This is a genomic window from Sphingomonas sp. BK481 (assembly GCF_014194875.1).
Taxonomy (GTDB): Bacteria; Pseudomonadota; Alphaproteobacteria; order Sphingomonadales; family Sphingomonadaceae; genus Sphingomonas; species Sphingomonas aerolata.
In genome coordinates this window covers 235,379-257,134 of record NZ_JACIAP010000003.1, presented here as the reverse complement: position 1 = coordinate 257,134, position 21,756 = coordinate 235,379, and the positions used below count along the sequence as shown (strand labels likewise).

Sequence of the window (21,756 nt, the reverse complement as noted above, 5' to 3'; positions counted from 1 at the left end):
CCGACGAGACCCACGTACAAGCCGGTATTGCGGCTTTTCGGCACGGCGAGGTTGCCAATTCGTTCCGCATCGCGCACGGTCGGCAACGTGCTTGCCTACCCCGCCCTTCACGCCAGCCATGGCGGCATCTGGGTCGCGCAGGGCGGCGAGACGCGCGGGATCGGGCGTGGCGAAGCGATCCGGATCGCTGCCGATACCCCCGTCATCCTGCTCAACGCCGCGCTGATCGGCCAGCGTCTGGGCTATGCCGATCTGTCGGGACTCGACCTGCTCGAACTCTATGCGTTCCTGCGCCCGGCGCAGTTTGCGGTGCCGACGCCAAAGGGCATCGCCCGCGTCACCGGTCTCGACCTGCCGACCGACGATGCCGAGGTCGCGCCGTTCCTGTTGCGCGCCGCCGAGGCGATGCTGGCGCTGACCGACGCCGCGGACTGGCCCGAGCGGGAGGGAGCCTGGACCGCGGCGCAGTCGCTCTACCGGTTGCGCTGGCCCTGGGCGCCGGTGGTCGCCGAACGGCTGGCCAAGCCGGCGGTCAACGAACGCTGGCTGTTTTCGAAGCTGCCCGAATGGGAGGAGCAGGCCCCGCGCCCCGCGCCGCGGACGATCGCGATCGAGCCGGGTGATGCCGAGGCGCGACTCGACGACCTGACCGGGCATGGCGCGGAGGAACGACCGGGGCAGCGCGCCTATGCCGCCGCGGCGACGGCCGCGTTCGCGCCGCGGGCGGTGCGCGATTCGCCCAATTTGGTGCTGGCGGAGGCGGGGACCGGGATCGGCAAGACGCTCGGCTATCTCGCCCCCGCCTCGATCTGGGCGGAAAAGGCGGGCGGCGCGGTCTGGATCTCCACCTATACCAAGGCGTTGCAGCGCCAGTTGGGACGCGAGACCGAACGGCTCTTTCCCGATCCCGCGATCCGCCGGACCAAGGTCGTCACGCGCAAGGGCCGTGAGAATTATCTCTGCCTGCTGAACCTCGAGGACGCGTTGCAGGGCGGCTTTGCGGGACGGGCGGCGGTGCTCGCGCAGCTCGTCGCGCGCTGGGCCGCGTATAGCGCGGACGGCGACATGGTCGGCGGCGACCTGCCCGGCTGGCTGCCGACGCTGTTCCGGCGCAACGGATCGACCGCATTGACCGACCGGCGTGGCGAGTGCGTCTATGCCGGCTGCCCGCATTACCGCAAATGCTTCATCGAACGCGCGGCGCGCGCCTCGACCGATGCCGACATCGTCATCGCCAACCATGCGCTGGTGATGGTCAACGCGGCGCGCGGACGCGAACTCGCGACCCGACCGACACGCTATGTGTTCGACGAGGGGCATCACATCTTCGACGCCGCCGATTCGATGTTCGCGACCGCGCTGACCGGCGGCGAGACGATCGAGCTGCGCCGCTGGATCATCGGTCCCGAGGGCAGCAGCCGGGGGCGGCGGCGCGGACTGGCCGCACGCCTGTCCGATCTCGCCAGCTATGACGAGGCAGGCAATCGGGCGATCGGCGAGGCGGTGGCCGCCGCCGGCGCGCTGGCGAGCGAGGGCTGGCTGCAGCGGATCGGCGAGGGCGCGCCGTTCGGGCCGATCGAGGAGCTGCTCGCAGCGGTCCGCGGGCTGACCTATGCGCGCGCTGAACAGCCGGGCGATGCAGGCTATGGACTCGAGACCGAACTCGCCGAACCCGATCCGACGCTGATCGAGGCCGCCGCGCCCGCCGCCGCCGCGCTCGACGCGCTGGTACGCCCGCTGGTCACGCTCGGCCGGCGGCTCGAGGCGGTGCTGAGCGAGGCCCCCGACTGGCTCGACGGGCCGGCGCGCGCACGCGTCGAGGGCGCGATCGCGTCGATCGGGTGGCGCGCCGAAACGGTCGCGGCCTGGCTTTCGCTGCTGGCGCGGGTCGGCGGACCTGCGGATGCCGATTTCGTCGACTGGCTCGCGGTCGACCGGGTCGAGGGACGCGAATTCGATATCGGGCTGCATCGCCGCTGGCTCGACCCGACCCGCCCGTTTGCGGAGGTCGTGCTGAAACCCGCGCATGGCGCGCTGGTGACGTCGGCGACGCTGACCGGGGGCGGCAGCGCGGAGGAAGGCTGGCAGATCGCCGAGGCGCGCAGCGGCGCCCCGCATCTCACCCGCCCTGCCGCGCGATTCGCCGCGCTCAGCCCGTTCGACTATGCGACACAGGCCGAGGTGCTGATCGTCACCGACGTCAAGCGCGGTGATGTGGGCGCGCTGGCCAACGCCTATGCCCGGCTGATCGTCGCCTCGCGCGGCGGGACGCTCGGGCTGTTCACCGCGATCCGCCGGTTGCGCGGCGTGCATGGCCGGATCGCCGACCGGCTGGCGCGCGAGGGGCTGCCGCTGCTCGCGCAGCATGTCGATCCGATCGATACCGGCACATTGGTCGATATCTTCCGTGACGACCCGGGCGCGTCGCTGCTCGGCACCGATGCACTGCGCGACGGGGTCGACGTGCCGGGCGAATCGCTGCGGCTGGTGGTGATGGAGGGCGTGCCCTGGCCCAAGCCGACCGTGCTGCATGCCGCACGACGGCTTGCGGGTGGTGGCGCCGTGTATGATGACCGGCTGATCCGCGCGCGGCTGGCGCAGGCGTTCGGGCGGCTGATCCGGCGTGCGGACGATTCGGGCGCGTTCGTCATGCTGTCCGCGGCGATGCCGTCGCGGCTGCTCAGCGCGTTCCCGCCGGGTGTACCGGTGACACGCGTGACGCTCGATGAAGCGGTGACCCGAGTCGCGGCACGGCTTTCCTCGCGCGCCGCCTTGAGGCATGAGGCGGGCGAACCGGCCCGAGGACCCTTATCATGACGCCCGAGCCATGAAGACGCTGACGCTGCTGCGCCATGCCAAGTCGGGCTGGGACGACACGGTCTCGCGCGATTTCGACCGGCCGCTGAACGCCAAGGGCCGCCGCGCCGCGACGATCATCGGGCGGCAGATGCGCACGCTGTCGCTCGCGTTCGATCATGTCGTCGCCTCGCCCGCGGTCCGTGTCGTCGAGACGCTCGACGAGATCGTCGCGGGCTATGGACGCACGCTGGCGCCCGACTGGGACCGGCGGCTGTATCTGGCGTCGGCGGGGACGATTCTCGACCTCGTCCGCGACCTGCCGCGCGGCGTCGATCGCGCGCTGGTGATCGGGCATAATCCGGGGCTTGAGGATCTCGTCCTGCTGCTGACTCCAGACGTGACCCACCCGTTCCGCGACGCGGTCGAGGACAAATATCCGACCGCAAGTCTCGCCGAGCTGCAGTTCGACATCGACGACTGGGACGATCTGACGAGCGGATCGGCGCGGTTCACCCGCTTCGTGCGGCCACGCGATCTCGATCCGACGCTGGGGCCCGACGCGGACTGACGCGTCGGGCCGGACTCGTCAGCCCTTGCCCTCGAGCTTGGCCTTCAGCTCCGAAAACGCGTTGACCGGCTGATATTCGTCCTCGCTGATCACCCCGGCGGCGCGCAGTGCGGCCGCGGCGTTGGGGCCGCGGGGAAAGGGATCGAGCGCGAGCGCGAGCGTCTCGGCCGCCGCTTCCCCCAGATCGACCGCACCACCATCGATCGGCACGGTGTCGAGCGCATCGTCCGACAATTCGATCTCGCCGTCGACCGCGCCGAAATCGTCGACGAAGCGCAGCGCGACGGGCTCTTTGATCGTCGCAGTGAGCGGTTCGTCGGTCACCGAACAGGCCTGCACGACCTTTGCCGTCACATGTCCCTTGGCGACGATCCCGCTCGTGTCGCGCCGGATCGTGAAGCGCGCCTCGAGCAGGTCGACGGACAGGATCGCAAACCGCGCGGCAAGCTTGCGGCGCTCCTCGGGCGTCGCGGCGAAGGTCACGCTGCGATCGCGCTCGCCGATCGTGTCGAGTCGCTCGGGGCGGCTGAATTCGGGGGTCATTGCAGCTCTCCGGCGAGTAGGGTTGATAGCGGGACGCCGGCGAGCGCGGCGTGGAAGTCGGTGAGGGCCGTGCGGACATGCGCGAGTGCGGCGGGCGCGGGTGGATCACCGCGATAGAGGTTGCGGACCAGCGGTGCGTCGAGATCGCCCGCCGCGAGCCCGTCGCGATAGGCACCAAGCCGCCCGCCGAGCATGCTCATCATCCGGCCGATATGCTTGCCGACGATGATGTCGCCGATCCCGAGCTCACGAAGCTGCCCGTCCATGTCGTCGACGAAGCGTTCCGCGAGTCGCGCCGCGGGCTCACCACCCGATGGCTCCGATTCCATCCGCAGCATGACGAGCGCGAGCACCGCGGCGATCATGTCGAACCGGCCGTCGACCGTATCGGGCACCTGCCCGTCGCGATACCAATGCTCCGCGCGCGCGCGCTGCACGACCGCGGTATAAAGTGGCAGCGCCTCGTCGTGCTTCTCGCCCAATAGCCTGCCGAACCAGCCCAAATCCTGTCGCCTTCCCGTCGCCAATGCGCGGCGGCTTGTTTGCCTGCGCAACCTCGCATATCGAGGCGATCCGCGGCCGATGCAATCGTGCTGCCGCCAGTATCGCGTGACCCCGCCCCGGGAGAGTATATGAGCGTCCTTTCATTCCGCCTGACACGCCGTACGGCCAGCGTCGCGGCGCTCGCGCTCGTCGGCCTGACGAGCGCTGGCTGCACGCAGCTTCGCTCGCATCAGGGCTATGTGGTCGATGTCGACCTCGTCAACTCGGTCCAGCCTGGCGTCGACAACCGTCAGTCGGTGCTCCAGACGCTCGGCAAGCCGACGCTCGCGGGACAGTTCGACCAGGGCGACTGGTATTATCTGGCGCGCGACAGCCGCAACCTGGCGTTCCGCAACCCGCGCCCGAACGCGCAGATCACGCTGCAGATCAGCTTCGACCAGCAGGGCACCGTCACCGCGATCCGTCGCGGCGGGCTCGACCAGGTCGCGTCGATCAGCCCCGATGGCAAGACGACGCCGACGCTGGGTCGCCAGCGCGGCTTCTTCCAGGATCTGTTCGGCAATATCGGCTCGGTCGGTGCACCCGGCACGGGCGGCGGCGGTGGCGCCAATACGGGTACGGGCCGCACGCGGCCCTAACGGTACCGGGCGGTCGCGGACTTTGCAGACTCGTGCCTTCGCGCTAGGGCGCGGGGCATGACCGACGAGCTCCGCACCGCCGCCCTGGAATCCAAAGCCTGGCCGTATGAGGAGGCGCGCAAACTTCTCAAGCGCTATCCGCAGGGCAAGCAGGGCGCGCCGATCCTGTTCGAGACCGGCTATGGCCCGTCGGGCTTGCCGCATATCGGCACGTTCAACGAAGTGCTGCGCACGACGATGGTGCGCAACGCCTTCCACGCGCTGAGCGACACGCCGACCCGGCTGATTGCGTTTTCGGACGACATGGACGGGTTGCGCAAGGTGCCCGACAACGTCCCCAATGGCGACATGCTGCGCGAGCATCTCGGCAAGCCGCTCACGCAGATCCCCGATCCGTTCGGCACCCATTCGAGCTTTGCCGCGCATAACAACGCGATTTTGCGCGAATTCCTCGACCGCTACGGCTTCGACTATGAATTCGCGTCGTCGACCGAATATTACACGAGCGGTCGCTTCGACGAGGCGCTGAAGGGCGTACTGCAGCATTTCCAGGGCATTCAGGACGTGATGCTGCCGACGCTGCGCGCCGAGCGCCGCGCGACCTATTCACCGGTGCTGCCGATCTCGCCGACCAGCGGCATCGTGCTGCAGGTGCCGATCGAGGTGATCGATGCCGAGGCCGGGTTGATCGCGTTCGAGGACGAGGGGCAGCGGATCGAGCAGTCGGTGCTCGGCGGCAAGGCCAAGCTGCAGTGGAAGGTCGACTGGGCGATGCGCTGGGTCGCGCTCGGCGTCGATTACGAGATGGCGGGCAAGGACCTGATCGATTCGGTCACGCAGTCGTCGAAGATCGCGCGCGTGCTCGGCGGCCGCCCGCCCGAGGGCTTCAACTACGAGATGTTCCTCGACGAGAATGGCGAGAAGATCTCGAAGTCCAAGGGCAATGGCCTCAGCCTCGACCAGTGGCTGACCTATGGCCCGCAGGAATCGCTGGCGTTCTACGCCTATCGCGAGCCGAAAAAGGCCAAGTCGCTGCACATGGGCGTGATCCCGCGCGCGGTGGACGAATATTGGCAGTTCCGCGGCAATTATGCCGGCCAGGACCTGAAGCAGAAGCTCGGCAACCCCGTGCATCACATCCATGACGGCAAGCTGCCCGAGGGCGAGCTGCCGGTGACGTTCGGGCTGCTGCTCAACCTCGTCGGCGTGATGGGCGATGCGAGCAAGGCGCAGGTCTGGGGCTATCTGGCGAACTACGTCCCCGACGCATCGGCGGAGAGCTATCCCGAGCTCGACAAGCTGATCGATCATGCGCTGGCGTACGGCCGCGATTTCGTCGCGCCGACGCTCAAGCGGCGTGCACCCGAAGGCGTCGAGATCGCGGCGCTCGAGCGGCTCGATGCCGAGCTCGCCGCGCTGCCCGCCGATGCGAGCGCGGAGGATGTGCAGAACATCGTCTACGAGATCGGCAAGACCGGCGGGTTCGAGACCCTGCGCGACTGGTTCAAGGCGCTGTACGAGACGCTGCTCGGCTCCGAACAGGGACCGCGCATGGGCAGTTTCATCGCGCTGTACGGGATCGACAATTCGCGCAAGCTGATCGCGGAGGCGCTCGCCCGCCCCGCTGCCTGACACTCCTTACGAGGGTATACCCGATGCGCATGTTCTTCGACGACCGGCAGCGGGCGCATGCGCCGACGCAGGAGCTGCACAATGGCGCCTTTACGACCTATGCGGAGATGCCCGCGCGGGTCGATGCGATCCTGGCCGCGGTGGGGCCGGTCGAGACGCCGGCAGATCGCGGCGAGGCGGCGATCCTCACGGTGCATTCGCCGGCCTATGTCGCGTTCCTGAAGGACGCGGCGCGGTTGTGGCGCGAGGCGGGGCGAACGGGCGATGCGATACCCTATACGTTTCCGATTCGCGGGCGGCGGCCGCTCAACCTGACGCGGATCGATGCGCTGATCGGGGCGCACAGCTTCGATGCGACGACGCCGATCACCCCCGACAGCTGGGCCGCCTCCTATGGCAGCGCGCAGTCCGCGCTGGCCGCGACGCACGTGGTGCTGGAGGGCGACCGCGCGGCGTTCGCGCTGTGCCGGCCGCCCGGCCATCATGCGGGTGCGGATTATTGCGGCGGCTATTGCCATCTGAACACCGCGGCGATCGCGGCACAGGCGGCACGCGACGCGGGTGTCGCACGCGTCGCGATCCTCGACATCGACTATCATCACGGCAACGGCACGCAGGACATCTTCTACGACCGCGGCGATGTGTTCTACGCCTCGGTCCATGCCGATCCCCGGACCGACTATCCGTTCTTCTGGGGGCATGCGGACGAGACGGGGGATGGCGACGGTCGCGGTGCGACGCTCAACCTGCCTTTGCCCCACGGCACGACGATCGACGCGTTTCGCGCAGCGCAGACGACCGCGCTCGACGCGATCGCGGCGTTCGATCCCGGGCTGCTCGTCGTCAGCTTCGGCGCGGATACGTGGGAGGGGGATCCGATCTCGCATTTCGCACTGACCACGCCCGATTATGCGGTGCTCGCGCGCGATATCGCGGCGCGCGGCTGGCCGACGGCGATCGTCATGGAGGGCGGCTATGCGGTCGATGCGCTCGGCCACAATGTCGACAGCTTCCTGCGGGGATTCTGACATTTCAGGGACGGGTATCGCGGCGGGGACGCCGGCCTATCGCGGGCTGACGCTCGCGATGCTGTTCGCAGGCTTCTCGACCTTCTCGCTGCTCTATTCGGTGCAGCCGTTGCTGCCGTCGTTCGCCGCGCAGTTCCAACTGAGCGCGGAGGCGGCGTCGCTTGCGGTCTCGCTCGCGACGGGGCCGCTCGCGATCGGAATCCTGTTCGCAGGCCTGGTGTCCGACCGGCTCGGGCGGCGGCCGCTGATGATCGCGGCGATGTTCGCGGCGGGTGCGCTGACGCTCGCGACCGCGCTGGTGCCGGGGTGGAGCGGCTTGCTCGTGCTGCGGTTCCTCACCGGGCTGGCGCTCGCGGGGGTGCCGGCGGTGGCGATGGCCTATGTCGCCGAGGAGGTCGATTCGGCGTCGGTGGGCGGTGCGATGGGGCTGTATATCGCGGGCAGCGCGATCGGCGGGATGGGCGGGCGGCTGGTCGCGAGCCTGGTTGCCGATTTCGGCGGCTGGCGGTTCGCGATCGCCGCGGTCGGGGTCGCGGGGCTGGCGATGGCCGAAGCGTTTCGCCGGCTCGCCCCGCCGTCGCGCAACTTCCATCCCAGCGCGGGCCGCCCGGCGGCGCTGGTCCGCGATGCGCGCGCGCTGTTCGCGGACCGGGCGATGCCGCTGCTGTATCTCGAGGCGTTCCTGCTGATGGGGGTGTTCGTCACCGTCTACAATTATGCAGGATTCCGGCTGATGGGGCCGCCTTACGGGCTCAGCCAGTCGGCGGTCGGCGCGGTGTTCCTGCTCTATGTCCTCGGGTCTATCAGCTCGGCGCGGTTCGGGACGCTCGCCGGCAGGCTGGGGCGGCGGACGATCTTCTGGGTGCCGGTGGTGGTGCTGATCGGCGGTGTCGCGCTGACCGCGATGCAGCCGCTGGCGCTGGTGATCGCCGGGATCGCGGTGGTGACGATCGGCTTTTTCGGCGCGCATTCGATCGCGAGCGCGTGGGTCGGGCGGCGGGCACAGAGCGTCGCGGGCGGTGGCGCGCGCGGGCAGGCGGCTGCGTTCTATCTGTTCTTCTATTATATGGGGTCGAGCGTGCTGGGCTCGGCGGGCGGGTTCGCGTGGACGCATGCCGGCTGGCCCGGGGTGACGGGCTTTTGCCTGGTCGTCGGCGGGGCGGCGCTGGCGATCGGGCTGAGGCTGCGCGCGGTGCCACCATTGCGGGTCGAGCCGGTGGCAGCACCGCGGATGCCGGTGCCCTGAACCTCAGCGCGAGGCGATATCGATCGCGTCGCCCGGCGGCAGCGCGGACAGCGAGCGCGCGACCGCGTCGGTGGCATCCATGACGCGGAGCATATTGCCGCCGGCGAGCCTGGCCATGTCGGCATCGCTCCAGCCGCGCCGCGCGAGTTCGGCGAACAGCAGCGGATAGCCGTCGACGCCTGTCATGCCCTCGGGCCCGGTACCGTTGATGCCGTCATAATCGCCGCCGAGGCCAACATGATCGCGGCCAGCCACCCGCGCGATATGCTCGACATGATCCGCAACGGTCGCGGCGGTAACACGCGGTTCGGGATGGTCCCGGTCCCAGGCGACCAGTGGCGCAGGTGAACGCGCGCCGTAGACGTTGGCGGGCACGCCTGCAGTCTTGGCGAAGGCGGTCCGGTCGGCATCCCAGGCCCGCCACGCGGTCGAGACGAAGGCCGGATAGAAATTGACCATGACGATCCCGCCGTTCGCGCCGATTGCGGCGAGCAGGTCGTCGGGAATGTCGCGCGGTGCGTCGGTCAGCGCGCGGGCGCTGGAATGCGAGGCCATCACCGGCGCCCTGGCGACGGCGAGGACTGCGCGCATCGTCGCGTCGGAGACGTGGCTGACATCGACGATCATGCCGATCCGGTTCATCTCGGCGATGACCGCGCGGCCGAAATCGTTGAGCCCGTTCGCCCACGGCGCATCGGTCGAACTGTCCGCCCAGTTCAGGCTCTTGCCGTGCGTCAGCGTCATGTAACCGACGCCGAGCGCGCGGTACTGGCGCAGCACGGAGAGGCGGCCGTCGATCTGGTGCCCGCCCTCGACGCCGATCAGCGACGCGATCCGCCCCGCCTTCTCGATCCGACGGATATCAGCGGCGCTGGTCGCGCGTTCGAGCGCGGCGGGATTGGCGGCGACGAACCGGTGGACGATGTCGATCTGTTCGAGCGTCATCTCGACCGCGCGCGGGCCGGTCATATCTGCGGGGATCCACACCGACCAGAATTGCGCGCCGACGCGGCCCTTGCGCAGGCGAGGAATGTCCGTCTGGAGCGGGCGCGTGTCCTTGGCGAGATCGAGCGATTCGACCTTCGCGCCGTGCACGTCACGGATTTCCCAGGCGAGGTCGTTATGGCCGTCGATCACCGGGGTCTTCCCGAGCACCCGGTCGACACGCGCGGCTATGCGGGGGTCGGGGGCGACGGGCGCCGCGCTTGCCTGCGCGGCGATCAGGAGCAGGGCCGTGATCATGCCGCGCCATCGTGCCCGCCGCATCGCACGGCGGCAAGGGGATCAGTCGTCGTCCTCGGGGGGGCCGAGTTCGTTGACCCATTCCTGATTGTGGACGACGGTCGAGCGGACCGGGCGCCCCGCGGCGTCGAGCCAGGGCCGGTAGCGATAGCGCAGTTCGATCAGCCGGCAGGTGGTCGCGTCGAGCACCGCATTGCCGCTCGAACGGGTGATGCTGCACCCGGTGACGCGGCCGTTCGTCTCGACGGTGTAGCGGACACCGACCACGCCGCCCGCGCCGATGATCGCCTCCGCATTGGGGAAGTCCCTGTTCCGGAACCGCCCCTTCAACAGCCGCGGCGGGCTCTCGTCACCGCCATCGCCGTCGCCGTCGCCATAGCGGCCGCTGCCGGTACCGTCGCCCTCACCGCCCGCGCCGGTGCCGGGGCCCGGGACCGGGGCGGCGCCGGTCGTCGCTGCACTGCCGACGCCGGGCTTGAGCGCAGCGACGATCGGCGGCGGGATGACGGGCGGGACGATCAGGATCGGGGCGACGAGCTCGGTCGCCTTCGACCGGAGATTGGCGGGTGATGCGGCGCCTTCGGGCCGGTGGCTCTTCGCCGGGCGGGGCACGACTTTTTCGAGTGGCGGCGGCGGGGGCGGCGGGCCGACCGCGAAGGTCTTGAGCGCGTCGGGGATCGCCGACGGGAGGCTGACGCCGAGGCCGAGGATCAGCGCATAGCCCAATGCTGCACACAGGGCAGCGGCGCCGGCGGCGGACAGGATCCGGTCGCGCGGATGGGGTTGGACGCCGTACATGACTGATATCTGGGGAGGATGGCGCGGGGCGGCAAGCGTTCGCGCCGCGGCGCTGTCCGGGGGTTTGGCGGGTGGGGGAAGAGGACGGGCAACATGGGTCCGTCTATCCTCCCCCTCCGCGAGGCTATGCCTGCCACCTCCCCCTGGCGGGGGAGGCTTTGCGGGGTCAGAGCTTTTCGGTGAGTTCGGGGACGATCTTGAACAGATCGCCGACCAGGCCGATGTCCGCGACCTGGAAGATCGGCGCGTCCTCGTCCTTGTTGATCGCGATGATCGTCTTCGAATCCTTCATGCCCGCGAGATGCTGGATCGCGCCCGAGATGCCGACTGCGACATAGACTTCGGGGGCGACGATCTTGCCCGTCTGGCCGACCTGATAGTCGTTCGGGGCATAGCCCGCATCGACCGCGGCGCGGCTTGCACCGACGCCCGCGCCAAGCTTGTCCGCGAGCGGATCGATCAGCGCGTGGAACTGGTCGCTCGAGGCCAGCGCACGGCCGCCCGAAACGATGACCTTCGCGCTGGTCAGCTCGGGACGCTCGTTCTTGGCGATCTCCGCGCCGGCAAAGGTCGACAGACCCTTGTCGCCGGTCGAGGCGACCGCCTCGATCTCGCCCGAGCCGCCTTCGGTCGCGGCCTTCTCGAACGCGGTGCCACGGACGGTGATGACCTTCTTCGCGTCCGACGACTGGACGGTGGCGATCGCGTTGCCCGCATAGATCGGGCGCGTGAACGTGTCGTCGCTCTCGACCGAGAGGATGTCGCTGATCTGCATGACGTCGAGCAGCGCGGCGACGCGCGGCGCGATATTCTTGCCGTGCGTGGTGGACGGCGCGACGAACGCGTCGTGATGCCCCATTAGCTCGACGATCAGTGGCGCGACGTTTTCGGCGAGCGCGTGCGCGAACGCCGCGTCATCGGCGACGTGCACCTTGCCGACGCCGGCGATCTTCGCAGCGGCGGCGGCGACGGCGTCGACCCCCTGCCCTGCGACCAGCAGATGGACTTCGCCGAGCTTGCTCGCGGCAGTGACCGCGGAAAGCGTGGCGTCCTTGACGACCTGACCGTCATGTTCGACCCAAACGAGCGTCTTCACTTTGCGACTCCCATCGTCTTGAGTTTGCCGACGAGCTCATCGACGTCAGCGACCTTGATCCCCGCCGAGCGCTTGGCGGGCTCAACGACCTTCAGCGTGGTCAGCCGCGGCGTCACGTCGACACCGAAGTCGGCCGGCGCCTTGGTCGCCATCGGCTTCGACTTGGCCTTCATGATGTTCGGCAGCGACGCATAGCGCGGCTCGTTGAGGCGAAGATCGGTGGTGATGATCGCGGGCAGCTTGAGCGTGTCCGTCTCCGCACCGCCATCGACTTCGCGCGTCACATGGACCGAGCCGTCGGCGATCTCGACCTTCGACGCGAACGTGCCCTGGCCCCAGTTGAGGAGGCCGGCGAGCATCTGCCCGGTCTGGTTGTTGTCGTCGTCGATCGCCTGCTTGCCGAGGATGACGAGGTCGGGCTGTTCTTCCTCGACGATCTTGGCGAGGATCTTCGCGACGCCCAATGGCTCGACCTTGGTCTCGCTGAGGACGAGGATCGCGCGGTCGGCACCCATGGCGAGCGCGGTGCGCAGCGTTTCCTGGCTCTTCTGCTCGCCGATCGAGACGACGACGATCTCGGTCACGCCCTTGTCCTTCAGGCGGATCGCTTCTTCGACCGCGATCTCGTCGAACGGGTTCATGCTCATCTTGACGTTCGCCAGATCGACGCCCGTTCCGTCCGCCTTCACGCGAGGCTTCACGTTGTAGTCAAGCACACGCTTGACCGGCACCAGCACCTTCATCAGGATTCCTTCCAAGGTGAATATGTTCGTTTCGCCCGCCGGTTACCGGCTGCGTTGGTGCGACAGATGGCGGTTTCGCGTCGTTTTCGCAAGTGCGGTACGGAAACATCGGATACCGTAGCGTCACGACGACCGCCCCGTCGGACCGGCTGCGATACCAACGAAAAAGGGCCCGGACGTTTCCGTCCGAGCCCCGTTTTTCGCGAAGTCAGTATGCGAGGCCGACAGCGGTTACGCCGCGACCTTCTGCACCTCTGCGACGATCTTCTTGGCGGCGTCGCCAAGGTCGTTCGCGGGGACGATCGCCAAGCCGGAGTTCGCGAGGATCTCCTTGCCCTTCTCGACATTCGTGCCCTCGAGGCGGACGACCAGCGGGACCGACAGGTTCACTTCCTTCGCCGCCGCGACGATGCCGTCGGCGATGATGTCGCACTTCATGATGCCGCCGAAGATGTTGACGAGGATGCCCTTCACGTTCGGATCCGCGAGGATGATCTTGAACGCCGCGGTCACCTTCTCCTTGTTGGCGCCGCCGCCGACGTCGAGGAAGTTGGCCGGGAACATGCCGTTGAGCTTGATGATGTCCATCGTCGCCATGGCGAGGCCTGCGCCGTTGACCATGCAGCCGATGTCGCCGTCGAGCTTGATATAGGCGAGGTCGTACTTCGACGCCTCGAGCTCGGCGGGATCTTCCTCGGTCTCGTCGCGCAACTGCAGCAGGTCCTTGTGGCGGAACAGCGCGTTGCCGTCGAATGCGACCTTCGCGTCGAGCACCATCAGCTTGCCGTCATTGGTGACTGCGAGCGGGTTGATCTCGATCTGCTCGGCATCGGTGCCCATGAACGCGTCATACAGCTTCGACGCGGTGTTCGCGGCCTGCTTGGCGAGATCGCCGGTCAGCTGAAGTGCTGCGGCAACGGCGCGGCCGTGATGCGGCATGAAGCCGGTCGCCTGGTCGATGTCGATCGACTGGATCTTCTCGGGCGTGTCGTGCGCGACCGCTTCGATGTCCATGCCGCCTTCGGTCGAGGCCACCATCATCACCCGGCCGGTGGTGCGGTTGAGCGTCAGCGCGAGGTAGAATTCCTTGTCGATGTCGACGCCGTCGGTGACGTACAGGCGATTGACCTGCTTGCCCGCGTCACCCGTCTGGATGGTGACGAGCGTGTTGCCGAGCATGTCGGTTGCGGCCGCGCGAACCTCGTCTTCGGTCTTGGCGAGACGGACGCCGCCCTTGGCGTCGGGGCCGAGCTCGACGAACTTGCCCTTGCCGCGGCCGCCGGCGTGAATCTGCGCCTTGACGACGTAGAGCGGTCCGGGGAGCTTCTTCGAGGCCTCGACGGCTTCCTCGACGGTCAGCGCCGCGAAACCGGCGGGGACGGGGACGCCGAACTTGGCCAGCAGTTCCTTGGCCTGGTATTCATGGATGTTCATCGGGAAGGCTCCACGCAATTTTTGGGAAACTCGGGAATTGCCAGCGCGTAAAGCACAGGGCGCGCCGCAAATCCACCCTTAAGGCATTTGCACTTGCGTCTCGTTCGCAATAGGGCGCGGCGATCGCTGATTTTTGGCCATTTCGTGGATGCGCGCCGCAGCGGATCGAAACGCCTGCCGGATCACAAACATTTGCGGAAAAGTAACCCTTTCCGTGCCAGAGTTGAACCATGACAGACCCCGCCTACGACTCGCCTGAGACTCGGACCGGTGAAGAGCCCGGTGGAGAGTTGCGCCGGGCGTTGCGCAAATCCGTCAGGATGCGTGCGCACCTGCGCGACCGCGGCCAGACGCGGTTCGAGATCGAAGTGACCGACCTCTCACTGTCGGGGTTCCGGGCCGAGACCAGCTTCACGCTCTGGCCGGGGACGGTCGTGTGGCTGACATTGCCCGGCCTCGCCGCGCTCGAGGCGGTGGTCGCGTGGCGCGACAAGTTCAAATATGGCTGCGCCTTCGCCAAGCCGCTGCACCCCGCGGTGTTCGATCACATCGTGGCGCTGTCGCAGCGGTAACCCGGCGACCGCACCACGATCCGACAGCGGCGCGTCAGTCGAACAGGCTTGAGACGCTGGTTTCATCCGCGATCCGCTTGATCGCCTCGCCGAGTAGCGGTGCGATCTGCAAGTGGCGGATCTTGCCATGCGCGCCCTTGATCACGTCGTGATTGCCGATCGAATCGGTGATGACGAGCTCGCGCAGTTCGGAGCCCTCGACCCGCGCGACCGCGCCGCCCGACAGCACGCCGTGCGTGACATAGGCGACGACGCCCTCGGCGCCCGCCTCCATCAGCGCGGCCGCCGCATTGCACAGCGTGCCTGCCGAATCGACGATGTCGTCGACCAGGATGCAGAAGCGGCCCTCGACCTCACCGATGATGTTCATCACCTCCGATTCGCCTGCGCGCTCGCGACGCTTGTCGACGATCGCGAGTGGCGCGTTGTTGAGCCGCTTGGCGAGCACGCGCGCACGCACAACGCCGCCGACATCGGGGGAGACAACCATCAGGTTCTTGCCCTTGAACCGCGCAAGGATATCCGCGGACATGACCGGCGCCGCATAGAGATTGTCGGTCGGGATATCGAAGAAGCCCTGGATCTGCCCGGCATGGAGATCGACCGAGAGGACGCGGTTGGCGCCCGCGACGGTGATGAGATTGGCGACGAGCTTGGCCGAGATCGGCGTACGCGGGCCGGGTTTCCGGTCCTGGCGGGCATAACCCATATAGGGGATGACCGCGGTGATGCGGCGTGCCGACGCGCGCTTCAACGCGTCGATCATGATGAGCAATTCCATGAGGTTGTCGTTCGCCGGAAAGCCAGTCGACTGGATCACGAACACGTCCTCGCCGCGGACATTCTCGTTGATCTCGACGAACACTTCCTCGTCGGCGAAGCGGCGGACGCTGACATCGGTCAGCGGGATTTCGAGATAGGCGGCGATCTCCTGCGCCAGAGGCAGGTTGGAATTGCCGGTCATCAGTTTCATCAAAATCGCTCCACGCCCAGTCGCACGCCCCTTAGTCCCGGTGTTCCAATGGGGAAAGGGGCGAAGGGGTTTGCCGGGGGGCGCGCCGCTTCGTACAGCGCAGGGCATGACCGTCATAACCCGTTTCGCCCCCTCGCCCACCGGCCGGCTGCACGTCGGCAACATCCGTACCGCGCTCCACAACTGGATGTTTGCGCGCGCGCAAGGCGGACGCTTCCTGCTGCGGATCGACGACACCGATGCGGCGCGCAGCGAGGAACGGTTCGTCGACGCGATCCGCGGCGATCTCGACTGGCTGGGGATGACGCCCGATGGCGAGGAACGCCAGTCAGCGCGGTTCGCGCTGTACGAGGCGCGGTTCGCGGCGCTGGTCGAGAGCGGGCATATCTATCCGGCGTATGAGAGCGCGCAGGAGCTCGACCTGAAGCGCAAGATTCAGGCGGGGCGCGGATTGCCGCCGATCTATGATCGCGCGGCGCTGGCGCTCACCGACGCGCAGCGCGCGGCGTACGAGCGCGACGGGGTGGCACCGCACTGGCGGTTCAAGCTCGATCACGACACGCCGATCGCCTGGACCGACCTGATCCGCGGCGAGCAGCATTTCGAGGCGCGGACGATGAGCGACCCGGTGATCCGGCGCGCGGACGGGTCGTGGCTGTACATGCTGCCGTCGGCGATCGACGATGCCGATATGGGCGTGACTCATGTCGTGCGCGGCGAGGATCATGTGTCGAACACCGCGCTTCAGCTGCAGATGTTCGCAGCACTCGGCGCGCCCGCACCGCAGTTTGCGCACGAGGCGCTGCTGACCGGCGCGGAAGGGAAATTGTCCAAGCGGCTGGGCTCGCTCGGCGCGGATCATTTCCGGGACGTCGGGATCGAGCCACAGGCGGTGCGTGCGCTGCTCGCGCGGATCGGGACGAGCGATCCGGTCGAGCCGATCGCCGACGCCGCGCCGCTGATCGCGACGTTCGACTTCGCCCGGTTTGGCCGCGCGCCGGCGCGCTTCGACGAGGGGGAGCTGGCGCAGCTGAATGCGCGGATCCTGCATGCGCTGCCCTTTGCCGACGTCGCCGACCGCCTGCCCGCGGGGATGGGCGAGGCCGCATGGGAGGCGGTGCGCCCGAACCTGGTGACGCTCGCCGATGCCGCCGACTGGTGGCAGGTGATCGAGGGGCCGGTCGCGGTCGAACCCGTCGGCGGGGACGAGGATGCGGCGTATCTCGACCAGGCGCTGGCGGCCGCGGCGGCAATCGACTGGGCAAGTGACCCTTGGCACGTGCTGACGAGCCGGTTGAAGGCGGAGACCGGGCGCAAGGGGAAGGCGCTGTTCCTGCCGCTGCGCCGAGCGCTGACCGGGCGCGATCACGGGCCCGACATGGCCGCGCTGCTGCCGCTGATCGGGCGTGAGCGGGCACTGGCGCGATTGGCAGCCGCCCGCGCCGGCTGAGGCTTGGCCGGGCGGGCTGAACCCCGCCGACCGTTGCTGATCCGACCACGTGCAAAACGACTCGGATCGCGCTTGCGCGGCGCATGTAATGATGTACCATTTCATTCGGCGGTATTGATTGCGCCGCCACCCTCGAGGAGATGCGAAGGAGACGGACGGATGTACGCGAACAGAATGAGCCGGACGGGCGGATTGAACCCCGGAAGCCTGGGCGTCGCGCTGGCGATCAACGGCGTGGTGATCGGAGCGTTGTTCTTTGCAGCACCGGAACTGGTGCCGTTCACGCCCCCCGACCCGCCGCTCACAATCTATATTCCGCACACCCCGCCGCCGCCCACGCCGGTGCCGCCCGCCGATCCGCTGGTCCGCCAGCAGCCGCGCCCCGCGCCGCGGCCCGATGCACCGGTCCGGCAGGTGCCGACGCCGGCCACCGAAGGGTTCCAGGTCGTGCCGGACCCCCTGCCCTTCACCCCGCCAATCGACGTCGTCGGCACGGGCACAGGCAGCGTAGTGGTCGACCCGCCCAAGCCGTCGCCCCTGTTCGTCCAGCCGGGCATCGACCCGCGCTATGCCGCGGATTTCCAGCCGGGCTATCCGTCCGAGGAACGCCGGGCCGGGCGCGAAGGGAGAGTCATCCTGCGCGTGCTGATCGGCGCGGACGGGCGCGTGAAACAGGTCGAGCGGGTCACCGCCACCAGCGACGCCTTTTATCGCGCGACGCTGGACCGGGCGCTGACGAAGTGGCGGTTCAGGCCGGCGACGCGCGACGGGGTCGCGGTCGAGGCGTGGAAGACGATGAACCTGTCGTTCGTGCTGGAAAACTGAACCACGGGCATCGGCCCGCCGCAAGGATGGCATGCAGGACGGCCCCCCGGGCCGTCGCCCAAGGTACTGGCCTTGGGGGGTCTGCATGCCTATCTTTGCGCGATGGGCTCTTTCAGTCGTTTCTCGCCGGTCCGCGCCTATCGCGACCTCCGCCTGTTCCTCCGGGGCCGGCAGCCGTACGAGCTTGGTTTTCTCGCGCTGGCGATGCTCGTCACGGGCTTCCTGATCTATGCCTTCTCGAAGGACAGCTATGCCGAGCGCGAGTATCGGCCGAACATCGTCTATGTCGAGCAATGGCCCGCGGATCGCACCGATGCGCAGATCGTCGCCCAGCAGAAGATCGACGCGCCGATCAAGGCCGCGCGCCTGGCTGAGCAGAAGAAGCGCGAGGAGGAAACCCGCGCGTCGTTCAAGCGGATGGACGACAAGCTGAAGGCGCTGGGGATCTGACCATCGAATCCGGCCGGTTTGTCGGGGCAGCGCTGGCGCTAGCTGCGCGGGGACGTGGGCGGACGGCACCCAACCCTTGTGTCGGCTGCGTGATCGTCGCGGACGGACGTGTCGTTGGGCGCGGCTGGACGCAAGCAGGCGGTCGGCCGCATGCCGAGGCGATGGCACTGGCGCAGGCGGGCGTTAAGGCGCGGGGAGCCACGGCCTATGTGACGCTCGAACCCTGCGCGCATGAATCACCGCGCGGGCCGGCGTGCAGCGATCTGCTGATCGCGGCCGGCGTGGCGCGGGTCGTCGCGGCGCTGGAGGATCCCGATCCGCGGACGGCGGGGCGCGGGTTCGCGCGGTTGCGCGACGCCGGGATCCGCGTCGAGACGGGCGTGCGTGCCGCCGAGGCGCGACGGTCGATGGCGGGGTTCCTGACGCGACTCGCTCGCGGTCGGCCGCATGTCACGCTGAAGCTCGCGACCTCGCTCGACGGCTGTATCGCGATGGCGGACGGGTCGAGCCGCTGGATCACCGGGCCACAGGCGCGCGCGCATGCGCATCTCGAACGGAGCCGGCACGAGTCGATTTTGGTCGGGCGCGGGACGTTCGAGGCAGATGCGCCGCGACTCGACGTGCGGCTTGCGGGACTTGAATCGCGGGCACCGCGCCGCGTGCTGCTGTCGCGGACGGCGCCCGATGCGGACGCGGGGTGGCACGTCATCGCCGATCCGCAGGATATTGCGGCCCTGCCCGGCGACCATCTGCTGGTCGAGGGCGGCGCGGCCGTAGCGTCGGCGTTCCTTGCCGCGGATCTGGTCGACCGGCTGCTGCTGTACCGCGCGCCGATCCTGATCGGGAACGGCCGGCATTCCATTGGCAATATTGGTCTCGGCAATCTTTCCAGCGCGCATGGCCGCTGGTCGATCGTCGATTCACGGCAACTTGGCAGCGACCGAGTCGAGGTCTACGAGCGCGAGCGAAACGAGGGATAATGTTTACCGGAATCGTCACCGACATCGGCACAATCACCAGCGTGGCGCAGCAGGGCGACACGCGCGTGGTCATCGCGACCGCCTATGATCCCGCCACGATCGACCTGGGTGCGTCGATCGCGTGTTCGGGCGTCTGCCTGACCGTGGTCGACAAGTCCGCGGGCGGCGACGGACCGCACTGGTTCGCGGTCGACGTGTCGGGCGAGACGATCAGCCGCACCGCGCGCGATCAGTGGACGCAAGGTCGCCCGCTGAACCTCGAACGCGCGATGAAGCTCGGCGAGGAACTGGGCGGGCATATCGTCACCGGCCATGTCGACGGGCTCGGCACGGTGGTGTCGGTGGTCGAGGAAGGCGGCTCGCACCGCGTCACCGTCCGCGCCGGCGCGGACATCGCGCCGTTCATCGCCGCCAAGGGATCGGTCACGATCGACGGCGTGTCGCTGACCGTCAACACCGTCCGCGACGTCGACGGCCCTGATGGGCAGAAGGCGGTCGAGTTTGGGCTGAACATCATCCCGCATACCTGGGGCGTCACCACGCTCGGGACGATCGAGACCGACCGGACGGTCAATATCGAGATCGACGTCCTTGCCCGCTATCTCCAACGGATGGAGCATTACCGTGTCAATGCCAGCTGAACGCAGCGCCGAACTCGGGCGCCTGAAGCATGGATATCTGTCGAGCCCCGAAGAGATCATCGACGAGGCGCGCAACGGCCGGATGTTCATCCTGGTCGATGACGAGGACCGCGAGAACGAGGGCGACCTGGTCATTCCCGCGCAGATGGCGACGCCCGAGAAGATCAACTTCATGGCGAAGTTCGGTCGCGGCCTGATCTGTCTCGCGCTGACTAAGACGCGGACCGAAGAGCTCGGACTCGAGTTGATGAGCCGCAACAACGGCACAAGGCACGAAACCGCGTTCACTGTGTCGATCGAGGCGCTCGAAGGCGTGACGACGGGCATCTCGGCGGCGGATCGCGCGCGGACGATCGCGGTGGCGATCGATGCGACCAAGCAGAAGGCGGACATCGTCACCCCCGGCCATGTCTTCCCGCTGGTCGCGCGCGATGGCGGCGTGCTGATCCGCGCCGGCCATACCGAGGCGGCGGTCGACGTCGCGCGGCTCGCCGGGCTGAATCCCTCGGGCGTGATCTGCGAGATCATGAACGAGGACGGGACGATGGCGCGGATGGACGACCTCGTCACCTTCGCGCAGTTCCACAATATCAAGATCGGCACGATCCGCGACCTGATCGCCTATCGCCGCCGCTACGACCATCTGGTCGAGAAGCGCGCCGAGGCCAGGTTCACGTCCGAATGGGGCGGCGACTGGACCGCGCTGACCTTCTGGAACAAGGCGACGGGCACCGAGCAGGTCGCGCTGGTCAAGGGCCGGATCGACCCCGCCAAGCCGACGCTCGTCCGCATGCATGCGCTGTCGCCCTTCGCCGACATCTTCGGCGAATCGGGCGATCGCGGCCGGATCCTCGCGCGGTCGATGCAGATGATCGCCGACGAGGGCGCGGGCGTGATCGTCGTCATCAACCGGCCGCGCGGCAACGCGTTCACCTCTGCCGTGCTGAAGAAGGCAGGCGCGGAGATCACCCCGGACATGGAAGAGCTGCGCGACTACGGCGTCGGCGCGATGATCCTGACCGAGCTCGGCGTCCATGACATGGTGCTGATCACCAACACGCACCACACGCTGGTGGGGCTCGACGGCTATGGCCTGTCGATCGTCGGCGAACGCCCGATCGCTCCCCTCGACACCGAAAAGGCTCCCAACTGATGGCGCATATCCTGATCGTCGAAGCGCGGTTCTACGACCATCTGAACGACCTGCTGATCGAGGGCGCGCGCGCGGCGATCGAGGCGGCGGGGCACAGCCACGAGACGATCACCGTCCCCGGCGCGCTCGAAGTCCCCGGCGCGATCGCGCTGGCGGCCGAGAGCGAGACCTATGACGGCTATGTCGCGCTGGGCGTCGTGATCCGCGGCGAGACCTATCATTTCGAGATCGTCGCGGGCGAGAGCGCGCGCGGGATCATGGCGCTGACGATGGACGGCCTGCCGATCGGCAACGGCATCCTGACGACCGAGAACGAGGCGCAGGCGCTCACGCGTGCGCGCCCGACCGAGGGCGACAAGGGCGGCGGCGCGGCCAAGGCGGCGCTCGCGATGCTGGCGCTGAAGGACCGCTTCGTCGCGTAGGATGCCTGGGCGTTCGGAC

At 68.2% G+C, this 21,756-nt stretch carries 22 protein-coding genes; 14 read left to right on the top strand and 8 right to left on the bottom strand.

Going from position 1 to position 21,756, the window contains the following annotated elements; translation table 11 throughout:
- The first annotated feature begins 87 nt into the window (after positions 1-87).
- Together FHY04_RS07520 and FHY04_RS07515 are read left to right on the top strand one after the other, a co-directional pair.
- Complete coding sequence (locus tag FHY04_RS07520) at positions 88-2,817, top strand: ATP-dependent DNA helicase (RefSeq protein ID WP_183936178.1); 2,730 nt, start codon at positions 88-90, stop codon at positions 2,815-2,817.
- Positions 2,818-2,827: 10 nt separating this feature from the next.
- Entirely contained in the window at positions 2,828-3,367 is a 540-nt protein-coding gene (locus tag FHY04_RS07515; RefSeq protein WP_031396398.1) for a histidine phosphatase family protein, read from the top strand.
- Positions 3,368-3,385: 18 nt separating this feature from the next.
- Here the strand turns inward: FHY04_RS07515 and FHY04_RS07510 are convergent, their stop codons facing one another.
- Complete coding sequence (locus FHY04_RS07510) at positions 3,386-3,910, bottom strand: YceD family protein (RefSeq protein ID WP_166746539.1); 525 nt, start codon at positions 3,908-3,910, stop codon at positions 3,386-3,388.
- Complete coding sequence (locus FHY04_RS07505; protein ID WP_183935998.1) at positions 3,907-4,413, bottom strand: ubiquinol-cytochrome C chaperone family protein; 507 nt, start codon at positions 4,411-4,413, stop codon at positions 3,907-3,909. Before FHY04_RS07505 ends, FHY04_RS07510 begins: the two co-directional genes overlap by 4 nt.
- A 129-nt stretch (positions 4,414-4,542) precedes the next feature.
- On the opposite strand from FHY04_RS07505, the gene FHY04_RS07500 reads away from it, so the two are divergent.
- Genes FHY04_RS07500 through FHY04_RS07485 form a run of 4 tightly spaced genes read left to right on the top strand, consistent with a single transcriptional unit; the run spans position 4,543 to position 8,958 of the window.
- Positions 4,543-5,052 carry an outer membrane protein assembly factor BamE gene (locus FHY04_RS07500; protein WP_031396395.1) on the top strand — a complete coding sequence of 170 codons (510 nt, stop codon included), beginning with the start codon at positions 4,543-4,545 and terminating at the stop codon, positions 5,050-5,052.
- Between the two features lie 57 nt (positions 5,053-5,109).
- Positions 5,110-6,684 (top strand): lysine--tRNA ligase, encoded by a 1,575-nt coding sequence (locus tag FHY04_RS07495; protein ID WP_183935997.1) that lies wholly within the window; start codon positions 5,110-5,112, stop codon positions 6,682-6,684.
- Positions 6,685-6,707: 23 nt separating this feature from the next.
- Positions 6,708-7,712, top strand: a complete 1,005-nt coding sequence (locus tag FHY04_RS07490; protein WP_183935996.1) for a histone deacetylase family protein — start codon at positions 6,708-6,710, stop codon at positions 7,710-7,712.
- Entirely contained in the window at positions 7,684-8,958 is a 1,275-nt protein-coding gene (locus FHY04_RS07485) for an MFS transporter (RefSeq protein WP_183935995.1), read from the top strand. The genes FHY04_RS07490 and FHY04_RS07485 overlap by 29 nt, the downstream gene beginning before the upstream one ends.
- Before the next feature lie 3 nt (positions 8,959-8,961).
- Here FHY04_RS07485 and FHY04_RS07480 read toward each other — a convergent pair whose 3' ends face one another.
- The 5 genes from FHY04_RS07480 to sucC all read right to left on the bottom strand — a co-directional run bounded on the left by FHY04_RS07480 (position 8,962) and on the right by sucC (position 14,271).
- Entirely contained in the window at positions 8,962-10,200 is a 1,239-nt protein-coding gene (locus FHY04_RS07480; RefSeq protein ID WP_183935994.1) for a dipeptidase, read from the bottom strand.
- A gap of 42 nt (positions 10,201-10,242) precedes the next feature.
- Positions 10,243-10,998 (bottom strand): energy transducer TonB, encoded by a 756-nt coding sequence (locus FHY04_RS07475; protein ID WP_183935993.1) that lies wholly within the window; start codon positions 10,996-10,998, stop codon positions 10,243-10,245.
- 166 nt (positions 10,999-11,164) lie between these two features.
- A complete protein-coding gene (locus FHY04_RS07470) occupies positions 11,165-12,094 on the bottom strand; it encodes an electron transfer flavoprotein subunit alpha/FixB family protein (protein ID WP_031440307.1) in 930 nt (309 codons plus the stop codon).
- Positions 12,091-12,837 carry an electron transfer flavoprotein subunit beta/FixA family protein gene (locus tag FHY04_RS07465; RefSeq protein ID WP_031393439.1) on the bottom strand — a complete coding sequence of 249 codons (747 nt, stop codon included), beginning with the start codon at positions 12,835-12,837 and terminating at the stop codon, positions 12,091-12,093. Before FHY04_RS07465 ends, FHY04_RS07470 begins: the two co-directional genes overlap by 4 nt.
- Positions 12,838-13,068: 231 nt before the next feature.
- Positions 13,069-14,271 (bottom strand): ADP-forming succinate--CoA ligase subunit beta, encoded by a 1,203-nt coding sequence (gene sucC / locus FHY04_RS07460; RefSeq protein ID WP_159512100.1) that lies wholly within the window; start codon positions 14,269-14,271, stop codon positions 13,069-13,071.
- Between the two features lie 230 nt (positions 14,272-14,501).
- Here sucC and FHY04_RS07455 point away from each other — a divergent pair, with 230 nt between their 5' ends.
- Positions 14,502-14,843 (top strand): PilZ domain-containing protein, encoded by a 342-nt coding sequence (locus tag FHY04_RS07455; protein ID WP_042466950.1) that lies wholly within the window; start codon positions 14,502-14,504, stop codon positions 14,841-14,843.
- 34 nt (positions 14,844-14,877) lie between these two features.
- On the opposite strand, the gene FHY04_RS07450 is transcribed toward FHY04_RS07455, so the two are convergent.
- The gene (locus tag FHY04_RS07450) at positions 14,878-15,816 is read right to left on the bottom strand and encodes a ribose-phosphate pyrophosphokinase (protein WP_056673279.1); all 939 of its coding nucleotides are present in this window, start codon (positions 15,814-15,816) and stop codon (positions 14,878-14,880) included.
- 106 nt (positions 15,817-15,922) lie between these two features.
- On the opposite strand from FHY04_RS07450, the gene gltX reads away from it, so the two are divergent.
- The 7 genes from gltX (at position 15,923) to ribH (ending at position 21,737) form a co-directional block, all read left to right on the top strand.
- Positions 15,923-17,266: a glutamate--tRNA ligase gene (gene gltX, locus FHY04_RS07445; RefSeq protein WP_183935992.1), complete on the top strand. Its 1,344-nt coding sequence runs from the start codon at positions 15,923-15,925 to the stop codon at positions 17,264-17,266.
- Between the two features lie 159 nt (positions 17,267-17,425).
- A complete protein-coding gene (locus FHY04_RS07440; RefSeq protein ID WP_183935991.1) occupies positions 17,426-18,091 on the top strand; it encodes an energy transducer TonB in 666 nt (221 codons plus the stop codon).
- A gap of 102 nt (positions 18,092-18,193) precedes the next feature.
- The gene (locus tag FHY04_RS07435) at positions 18,194-18,541 is read left to right on the top strand and encodes a hypothetical protein (RefSeq protein ID WP_031396092.1); all 348 of its coding nucleotides are present in this window, start codon (positions 18,194-18,196) and stop codon (positions 18,539-18,541) included.
- A 2-nt stretch (positions 18,542-18,543) separates the two neighbouring features.
- Positions 18,544-19,521 (top strand): bifunctional diaminohydroxyphosphoribosylaminopyrimidine deaminase/5-amino-6-(5-phosphoribosylamino)uracil reductase RibD, encoded by a 978-nt coding sequence (ribD, locus tag FHY04_RS07430; RefSeq protein ID WP_183936177.1) that lies wholly within the window; start codon positions 18,544-18,546, stop codon positions 19,519-19,521.
- Positions 19,521-20,162 (top strand): riboflavin synthase, encoded by a 642-nt coding sequence (locus FHY04_RS07425; RefSeq protein ID WP_183935990.1) that lies wholly within the window; start codon positions 19,521-19,523, stop codon positions 20,160-20,162. Before ribD ends, FHY04_RS07425 begins: the two co-directional genes overlap by 1 nt.
- Entirely contained in the window at positions 20,152-21,315 is a 1,164-nt protein-coding gene (gene ribB / locus FHY04_RS07420) for a 3,4-dihydroxy-2-butanone-4-phosphate synthase (protein WP_031440487.1), read from the top strand. The genes FHY04_RS07425 and ribB overlap by 11 nt, the downstream gene beginning before the upstream one ends.
- Positions 21,315-21,737, top strand: coding sequence for a 6,7-dimethyl-8-ribityllumazine synthase (ribH, locus tag FHY04_RS07415; protein WP_031440486.1), 423 nt, complete (start codon positions 21,315-21,317; stop codon positions 21,735-21,737). Before ribB ends, ribH begins: the two co-directional genes overlap by 1 nt.
- Positions 21,738-21,756 lie beyond the last annotated feature (19 nt).

Coding starts and splice junctions, on each gene's coding strand:
- FHY04_RS07475 (WP_183935993.1), bottom strand. CDS start 10,998: ATGTACGGCGTCCAACCCCATCCGCGCGACCGGATCCTGTCCGCCGCC.
- FHY04_RS07435 (WP_031396092.1), top strand. CDS start 18,194: ATGGGCTCTTTCAGTCGTTTCTCGCCGGTCCGCGCCTATCGCGACCTC.
- FHY04_RS07500 (WP_031396395.1), top strand. CDS start 4,543: ATGAGCGTCCTTTCATTCCGCCTGACACGCCGTACGGCCAGCGTCGCG.
- FHY04_RS07480 (WP_183935994.1), bottom strand. CDS start 10,200: ATGATCACGGCCCTGCTCCTGATCGCCGCGCAGGCAAGCGCGGCGCCC.
- ribB (WP_031440487.1), top strand. CDS start 20,152: ATGCCAGCTGAACGCAGCGCCGAACTCGGGCGCCTGAAGCATGGATAT.
- sucC (WP_159512100.1), bottom strand. CDS start 14,271: ATGAACATCCATGAATACCAGGCCAAGGAACTGCTGGCCAAGTTCGGC.
- FHY04_RS07465 (WP_031393439.1), bottom strand. CDS start 12,837: ATGAAGGTGCTGGTGCCGGTCAAGCGTGTGCTTGACTACAACGTGAAG.
- gltX (WP_183935992.1), top strand. CDS start 15,923: ATGACCGTCATAACCCGTTTCGCCCCCTCGCCCACCGGCCGGCTGCAC.
- FHY04_RS07490 (WP_183935996.1), top strand. CDS start 6,708: ATGCGCATGTTCTTCGACGACCGGCAGCGGGCGCATGCGCCGACGCAG.
- FHY04_RS07450 (WP_056673279.1), bottom strand. CDS start 15,816: ATGAAACTGATGACCGGCAATTCCAACCTGCCTCTGGCGCAGGAGATC.
- FHY04_RS07455 (WP_042466950.1), top strand. CDS start 14,502: ATGACAGACCCCGCCTACGACTCGCCTGAGACTCGGACCGGTGAAGAG.
- FHY04_RS07440 (WP_183935991.1), top strand. CDS start 17,426: ATGTACGCGAACAGAATGAGCCGGACGGGCGGATTGAACCCCGGAAGC.
- FHY04_RS07425 (WP_183935990.1), top strand. CDS start 19,521: ATGTTTACCGGAATCGTCACCGACATCGGCACAATCACCAGCGTGGCG.
- FHY04_RS07485 (WP_183935995.1), top strand. CDS start 7,684: ATGTCGACAGCTTCCTGCGGGGATTCTGACATTTCAGGGACGGGTATC.
- FHY04_RS07495 (WP_183935997.1), top strand. CDS start 5,110: ATGACCGACGAGCTCCGCACCGCCGCCCTGGAATCCAAAGCCTGGCCG.
- FHY04_RS07510 (WP_166746539.1), bottom strand. CDS start 3,910: ATGACCCCCGAATTCAGCCGCCCCGAGCGACTCGACACGATCGGCGAG.
- FHY04_RS07515 (WP_031396398.1), top strand. CDS start 2,828: ATGAAGACGCTGACGCTGCTGCGCCATGCCAAGTCGGGCTGGGACGAC.
- ribH (WP_031440486.1), top strand. CDS start 21,315: ATGGCGCATATCCTGATCGTCGAAGCGCGGTTCTACGACCATCTGAAC.